Raw genomic sequence first — 7156 nt, 5'->3', positions numbered from 1 at the left:
TTTTCTCTCCTTTTCCAGCTATTTCCTCGTACTCAGAGCTTTTTTGTTTCTCTATCTCGGATCTAGGGTAACAAAGCCCCCTTGAACAATGTTCCTGGGGGCTTATACTAATAAAAAAATAGGAATAATAAAAATGGATAGAGTTCTCTCTGAAGAAGCCCTCAAAATCATATTCGAAGAAGCGCGCACGCACTTTGTATGGACAAAAAGAACCGTTGAGAAGGATTTATTAGAGTCAATATACAAACTAGCTGCCCTAGGACCAACAAGTGCAAATTGTTGCCCTCTACGCATTTTATTTATCCAATCTTCACAAGACAAAGAACGCCTTAAACCCTTTCTAGATCCTGGAAACGTAGGAAAAACCATGAGCGCGCCGATTACCGCTGTATTTGCCTACGATCTAGAATTTTATGAACGACTTCCAGAGCTCTTCCCTCAAACCGATGCCAAATCTTGGTTTGAAGGTAAAGATCAACTAATTATTGATACAGCAAAACGAAATGCTACTTTGCAAGCAGCCTACTTCATGATTGCAGCCAGAAGTCTAGGGTTGGATTGTGGCCCTATGTCAGGATTTGACAATGAAGGCGTAAATGGGGAATTTTTCCCAGATGGCATCCTAAAGTCTGATTTCCTATGCAACCTTGGATACGGGGATCCCAAAGCACTCTACCCGCGCGCTCCAAGGCTAAGCTTTGACACGGTCGCAAAAATCCTATAGGTTTCCGCAACTAATTTTTGAAGGATTAATAGGATATGATAAGAGTCATACAGGAGTTTTATCAGTAAAATGATTTTAGCTTTCGATACTACATGCAAAGCCTTGTCCGTCGCCCTCATCAGGGATGGTAAAGTTATCGCTGAACACTTCGAGTCGAGAGAAAGAGGTCACGCTGCCCACTTACTGCCCTCAATAATTAGCCTCCTGGAACAAGAAAACCTTTACTTTAAGGACCTAAAGAAAATTGTAACGACAGTCGGACCAGGATCTTTCACAGGAATTCGAATCGGTATCTCAACAGGACGTGCCTTAGCCTTAGCAGGCAATATTCCCTTAGTGGGAGTCACAACTTTTAGAACACTCGCAACTGCTCTTAACCATCAACAAGCAGAAAGAAAACATACTCTGGTAGTCATAGATACGAAACGCAATGAGGTATACACACAGTTGCTTTCACCATCACTCGAAGAAGTTGGAGAAGCTGTTTGTCTCTATCCAGAAGAAATTCCTTCATTCTTACCAGAAGTTCCACTGCGAATTATTGGAGACGGGCAAAACCTTATAAAGGGAGAAGTGTGCCACATTCCCAATATTGAATTTGATCCTAGTAAATCGATCCCCCACGCAAAGTATGCAGGTCTATCAGCAATTAACATAGAAACTGCTGATTCGATCTCGCCCTTTTATTTAAAGCCAGCCTATGTCAGATCCCCAAAACAAATATAGCAAAAGCATAATTTACGAGACAGCAACAGCAAATGATGCTGCAGAACTAAGTTCTCTATGGAAACTATATGCTGATGCAGCATGGAGCAGCCACACAATAGAAGAGTCTTTAAAAATCTCTCGCTATACGGCGTTTAAAGCCATATTTGATTCTGATATTGTAGGCTTCATCCTATTTAGCTCTCTGTATGAAGACGTTGAAATACAAGCAATTGCAGTCCAGAAAAAATATCAAAACAAAGGCGTTGGAAAGGCTCTCTACCACTTATTACTAAAATATATTTTTGACGAAAGTAAAATAAACCCAATAAATATTTTTCTAGAGGTCGCAAAAGACAACTTAGTGGCCCAAAAATTTTATAAATCATTGGGGTTTGAAAGAATACATCAAAGATCCAACTACTACTCCAGACAAGGTTCGACTATTGAAACCGCTATTATTTATAAAAAAATAGCCACTTATTCATAAAAATAAAGAAAAAGCAAAAAAATACTTTCAATATTAAACATACTTGTGTAGTATCCGCTCAAGCAACGCACAATTAGTGTCGAGTTTTATAGTTTTTAATGACAATTCATAGTTTTAAAGAGGTTATAACTTATGAGCGAACAACTGACAAAGTCAGAACTACTTTGCCTTACTACGGATGTAGTTTCTGCGCACGTAACAAACAATACAGTTCCTGTTACTGAGCTCCCAACACTAATTCAGCAAGTATTTAGTGCACTTTCATCAATTGGAGGTGGAGCAACTATTCGCCTTCCACGTTCAGAACCAGCTGTTCCAATTGACGAGTCGATCACCCCAGATTATATCGTCTGCCTTGAAGATGGGAAAAAGCTTAAAATGCTTAAGCGCCACCTCAGGACTGCCTACAATATGACGATCGATGAATACAGAGAGCGTTGGGGCCTCGGACCAGATTATCCTGTAGTTGCACCAAACTACACGAAGCAAAGAAGTCAACTTGCTAAAACAATCGGTCTTGGTACAAGATCCCGTCGACGCAAATCTGCTTAGGCGTTTGTAGAATAAAGGCCTTACTCTTTTTGGTATAGAGAAGGCCTTTATTCTATCTTTCTCATGGATAATCCAAATTTTGGGATTGTCCCCGAGCAACCGAAACATTATTGTACCCAGTGAAATATTATTATAAATATGTAGCCGTTAGACCAAACTGAAGGTAGAGTTAGTACAATATGGTGAGTCCTCTTCCAACCGAACAGGCCGTAAATCAAGATTCTTGGCCCCAGCTTTCACTTGGGGATTTAGAAGTGCGACTTGCTAAAACTCCCGAAGATATTAAAGCCGTTCAAAACTTACGTTTTCAGGTTTTTTTTGAGGAAATGAAGGCGAAACCATCTCCTGAAGCCGTAGAAAAGCAAAGAGACATTGATGCCTTTGACGAATTCTGTGATCACCTCATGGTTGTCGATCATCAGCAAAATGCTAAGGTTGTCGGGACATATAGACTCATCCGCCGCCATATGGTTAAAAATCAGGCTGAGTTTTACTCTGCTAGTGAGTACGATATTTCGAAAATCCTAAACTATCCAGGAGAGATATTAGAGTTAGGCCGTTCATGCGTAGCTAAAGATTGTAGAACACGCCCAACGATGCAACTTCTGTGGAGAGGGCTTGCCACCTACATATCTCGTCATAACGTTGCCATCCTATTCGGATGTGCCAGTTTTCCCGGAACTTCTGTAGAAAAGTTAGATATTCCGCTAACGTACCTCTATCAAAACCACTTAGCTCCCGAAGATTTGCGCCCAAAGGCGCTTCCAGATCTATACAATGATATGAATCTCCTTCCATCTAAGGAAATTCATTTAAAAGAAATACTTACCTCTTTGCCGCCACTTATAAAAGGGTATCTGAGAGCCGGTGTTTATGTGGGAGATGGAGCGGTTATAGATCATGAGTTTAATACAACTGATGTCTGTATTGTTGTAAAAACTGAACATATTACCGACCGGTATAACCGACATTATCTTTAATTTTCTCCAAGAGATCTGCTAATGTTTCTTCACAATGTTCGAAGTTTTACACGATTGGGTCTATCTCTGGGACTAACGGTTCTATTCCTCCCTATACAATTCATAACAAATCTGTTTTTGAAAAACTCTTCTTTCCCTTCAAAATGCACCTTTTTCATCCTAACTTATTCACATCGACTTCTTGGCATACGTATCAATTGTATTGGGAAACCTTCAACTCTTAGTCCTACACTATTTGTCTCAAACCATATCTCCTATCTAGATATTAATATCCTAGGATCCATTCTTCCTGCTGCATTCATTGCAAAAGCCCAAGTCCGAAAATGGCCCATATTTGGCCTCTACGCAAAACTTCAGGGATCCATCTTCATAGATCGTACCCCCCATACAATCAAAGCGCAGCTAAAGGCAATAGGTGAACGGCTTAAATCTGGCAAGAATCTTGTCCTTTTTCCAGAAGGAACAAGTAATGATGGCACTCATGTTCTCCCCTTCAAAAGCTCTCTCTTCGCCTTTTCAAACATTGATCGTCCGCTTTATATTCAGCCCGTTACAATCACTTACGCTCAAGCTTCAGGTATGCCTTTAGGACGGAATTTGAGAAATCGCTACGCTTGGTTTGGCGACTTAACACTTCCTCCACATTTGCACTCGCTCTCCCGTGAAGGAAAAGTAACTGTAAACATCCGTTTTCATGAACCTGTTGATGCCTCAAATTTTTCATCCCGAAAAGAGCTTGCAACCTATTGTCATGAGCAAGTGTCTCAAGGTATGAGTGACACAATTACAGGTAAACATTATCCACAACAGAGGACCTCAAATGCCTGAGGAAAAACTGCCACAGCTTTCAACAAAATCTGTTTTTATAAAAACGTACGGATGTCAGATGAATGTGTACGATTCTCAAAAAATGTCCGATGTACTTGCCCCTCACGGCTACGTGAAAACCAACGTCCAAGAAGAGGCAGACTTAATTATTCTAAATACGTGCCATATTCGCGAAAAAGCCTCAGAGAAAGTCTTTTCAGAACTGGGGCGTTTAAAAATTTTGAAAGCAAAACGGGCTAATATGGGGGACAAAGTCGTCTTAGCAGTTGCAGGATGCACAGCTCAAGCGGAAGGAAAAGAAATTACAGCAAGAGCACCCTACGTAGACATGGTATTCGGCCCCCAAACTTACCATGAACTTCCTAAGATGCTCGAAGAGCTCAAGCGTAAACAAATAAGCCAATCTGACAACAGCCCCACACATATTGTCAACACGAACTTTCCTGTGGAACCCAAATTTGATGAACTCCCTGACTCTAAAAATTCCGAAGGTCCATCGGGATTTGTCTCTATTCAAGAAGGTTGTGATAAGTTTTGCACCTTTTGCGTCGTTCCCTATACACGAGGGGCAGAATATTCTCGTCCAGTAGAAGACATAGTTCATGACATTCGACATCTTGTCTCCATCGGAGTTCAGGAAATTACTCTCCTAGGCCAAAATGTGAATGCTTATCATGGTCAAGCACCCCATGGAAAAGTAGAGTGGGGTCTGGGAAGATTGGCGATGGCTATTGCTGAAAGCGTCCCCAATTTAAAACGCCTGCGGTATACCACGTCCCATCCGAGAGATGTTGATGATGCTCTCATTGAAGCCCATAGGGATATAGATGTACTTATGCCTTTTATTCACCTGCCTGTCCAATCAGGTTCAGATGCCATTCTAAAGAAAATGAACCGCAAACATAGCGCGGACGAATACAGAGTTATTATCGATCGTTTTCGAGATATGTGTCCAAATATCGCTTTCTCGTCCGATTTCATCGTTGGTTTTCCTGGAGAAACAGACGAAGACTTTGCTGCAACTCTACAGTTGGTTCAGGATATCGATTATGCTCAAGCCTATTCATTTAAATACAGTATTCGCCCTGGCACGCCTGGAAGTACCATGGAAAATCAGGTCTCTGAATCTGTGAAAAGTGAGAGGCTGCAAGCTCTTCAACAACTACTCAACGCTCAACAGATCCGATTTAATAAATTAACAGTCGGGAAAACACTGCCCGTACTCTTTGAGAAAAAAGGAAAACATAAAGACCAATACGTAGGAAAGACTCCATATCTCCAGTCGGTTCAAGTGGAGTGTCCGAGAGATTTAACAGGATCTCTTCTGGACGTTTTCATCAAAATAGCTCATGCTAATAGCATGACGGGTGAGATACATAACTACAGATAAGAGATAATTTGGTGGCAAAAAACGGTTCAAACAAAGAAGTTGTTATACAACTTGAGTTCGATGACAACCGCCTGCTGACGAACTTGTTTGGAGAACATAATCAGCATCTATCCAGGATTGAAAAACTGCTCGAGGTGCAGGTCGCCTCCCGAGGCAATGTAGTAGCAATTACGGGGGAACCCAAAGCTGCTGAAATTGCCAAAGCTGTCCTGAACGCCCTCCACACCCGACTGACGCGTGGACTAGATGTAGATTTGGCAGAAGTAGATTCCGCCATCAGACTTATTCAATCCCCTGCTGATGAAGCAACACAAGCAGTTGATGATCAAATACTCTCTATTCCCACTAGACGAAAACATATAACCCCCAGATCACCTACGCAGGCAAACTATATTAAATCTCTTCGGAGTCACCATATGGTGTTTGGACTTGGTCCTGCTGGGACAGGGAAAACCTACTTGGCAGTTGCACAGGCGGTCTCCATGCTACTATCTGGGCAAATAGAAAGAATCATCCTCTCTCGCCCAGCGGTAGAAGCTGGAGAACGCCTAGGATTCTTGCCTGGAGACTTGAGGGACAAGATAGACCCCTATTTACGACCATTATATGATGCCTTGGAAGACATGTTACCAATGGATCAAATCATCAAACGCCTCGATAATGGAGAGATAGAAGTCGCGCCACTAGCCTTTATGCGTGGACGAACCCTATCCAATGCCTTCGTTATACTAGATGAAGCGCAAAATACGACCCATATCCAAATGAAGATGTTCCTGACCAGATTTGGCGAGAATTCACGGATGGTTATTACGGGAGATATGACTCAAATTGACCTCCCAACTGGAGAACTATCCGGACTGCAAGAAGCTGTCATGATACTGAAAGACATTAAAGAAATCGATTTCGTCCACTTCTCTTACAAGGATGTCGTTCGTAACCCCTTAGTTTCGAGGATCATAAAATCATATGAAGCCATCTCTTAAAGTTGATATCCTGATCGAATGCACGGACTGGCTAGAAGTTGTGCCAGATCTAGAGCGCCGTGCTGAAAAAGCTCTACTTCACGCTTTTGAAGTCGGATTTCAGAAAAAACTTCTCCAACTCTCCAACCTCCCAAAAGAAATGGAGGTCTCCGTCGTTTTTGCAGATGATGCCATGAGCCAAACTCTGAACAAGAATTATAGAAAAATTGACCAGTCTACAAACGTTCTTGCCTTTCCAGCCTTGGATGAAAAAATAGGCCAGATTTCTCTGCTAGGAGATATTGTAATTGCATATGAAACAACAATCGAAGAGGCAAAAGAAAATAAGATTTCTGTACAAAATCATATGGTGCATCTAGTTGTTCATGGTATTCTACATCTGTTGGGGTACGATCATGGATCTGATAAAGAAGCCGTCACAATGGAAGCCTTGGAGCGTAAAGTCTTGGAACATTTTTCGATTCCGAGTCCCTATACAGAGATTGGAGACATAAGTGAGTAAAG

9 protein-coding genes are annotated in these 7156 nt (G+C 41.7%); all 9 read left to right on the top strand.

The genetic code is table 11. The features are described 5' to 3' along the window. Positions 1-133: 133 nt before the first annotated feature. Positions 134-724 carry a malonic semialdehyde reductase gene (locus HOL16_02340; protein MBT5389533.1) on the top strand — a complete coding sequence of 197 codons (591 nt, stop codon included), beginning with the start codon at positions 134-136 and terminating at the stop codon, positions 722-724. Between the two features lie 69 nt (positions 725-793). Next, positions 794-1450 (top strand): tRNA (adenosine(37)-N6)-threonylcarbamoyltransferase complex dimerization subunit type 1 TsaB, encoded by a 657-nt coding sequence (tsaB, locus tag HOL16_02335; protein MBT5389532.1) that lies wholly within the window; start codon positions 794-796, stop codon positions 1448-1450. Continuing rightward, a complete protein-coding gene (rimI, locus tag HOL16_02330) occupies positions 1425-1919 on the top strand; it encodes a ribosomal protein S18-alanine N-acetyltransferase (protein MBT5389531.1) in 495 nt (164 codons plus the stop codon). The genes tsaB and rimI overlap by 26 nt, the downstream gene beginning before the upstream one ends. Positions 1920-2051: 132 nt before the next feature. Further along, positions 2052-2471, top strand: coding sequence for a MucR family transcriptional regulator (locus HOL16_02325; protein MBT5389530.1), 420 nt, complete (start codon positions 2052-2054; stop codon positions 2469-2471). Positions 2472-2650: 179 nt separating this feature from the next. Further along, a complete protein-coding gene (locus tag HOL16_02320) occupies positions 2651-3451 on the top strand; it encodes a GNAT family N-acetyltransferase (GenBank protein MBT5389529.1) in 801 nt (266 codons plus the stop codon). Positions 3452-3472: 21 nt separating this feature from the next. Further along, on the top strand, positions 3473-4279 hold the full coding sequence (locus HOL16_02315; GenBank protein MBT5389528.1) for a 1-acyl-sn-glycerol-3-phosphate acyltransferase: 807 nt from the start codon (positions 3473-3475) through the stop codon (positions 4277-4279). After that, a complete protein-coding gene (miaB, locus tag HOL16_02310) occupies positions 4272-5669 on the top strand; it encodes a tRNA (N6-isopentenyl adenosine(37)-C2)-methylthiotransferase MiaB (GenBank protein ID MBT5389527.1) in 1398 nt (465 codons plus the stop codon). The genes HOL16_02315 and miaB overlap by 8 nt, the downstream gene beginning before the upstream one ends. A gap of 8 nt (positions 5670-5677) precedes the next feature. After that, complete coding sequence (locus tag HOL16_02305) at positions 5678-6652, top strand: PhoH family protein (GenBank protein MBT5389526.1); 975 nt, start codon at positions 5678-5680, stop codon at positions 6650-6652. Then, positions 6636-7154: an rRNA maturation RNase YbeY gene (gene ybeY, locus HOL16_02300; protein MBT5389525.1), complete on the top strand. Its 519-nt coding sequence runs from the start codon at positions 6636-6638 to the stop codon at positions 7152-7154. The genes HOL16_02305 and ybeY overlap by 17 nt, the downstream gene beginning before the upstream one ends. Positions 7155-7156: the final 2 nt, after the last annotated feature.

The organism is Alphaproteobacteria bacterium (assembly GCA_018662925.1).
Taxonomy (GTDB): Bacteria; Pseudomonadota; Alphaproteobacteria; order 16-39-46; family JABJFC01; genus JABJFC01.
The sequence above is the reverse complement of the archived record's forward strand: the minus strand, read 5'-3'. Positions and strand labels throughout refer to the sequence as shown.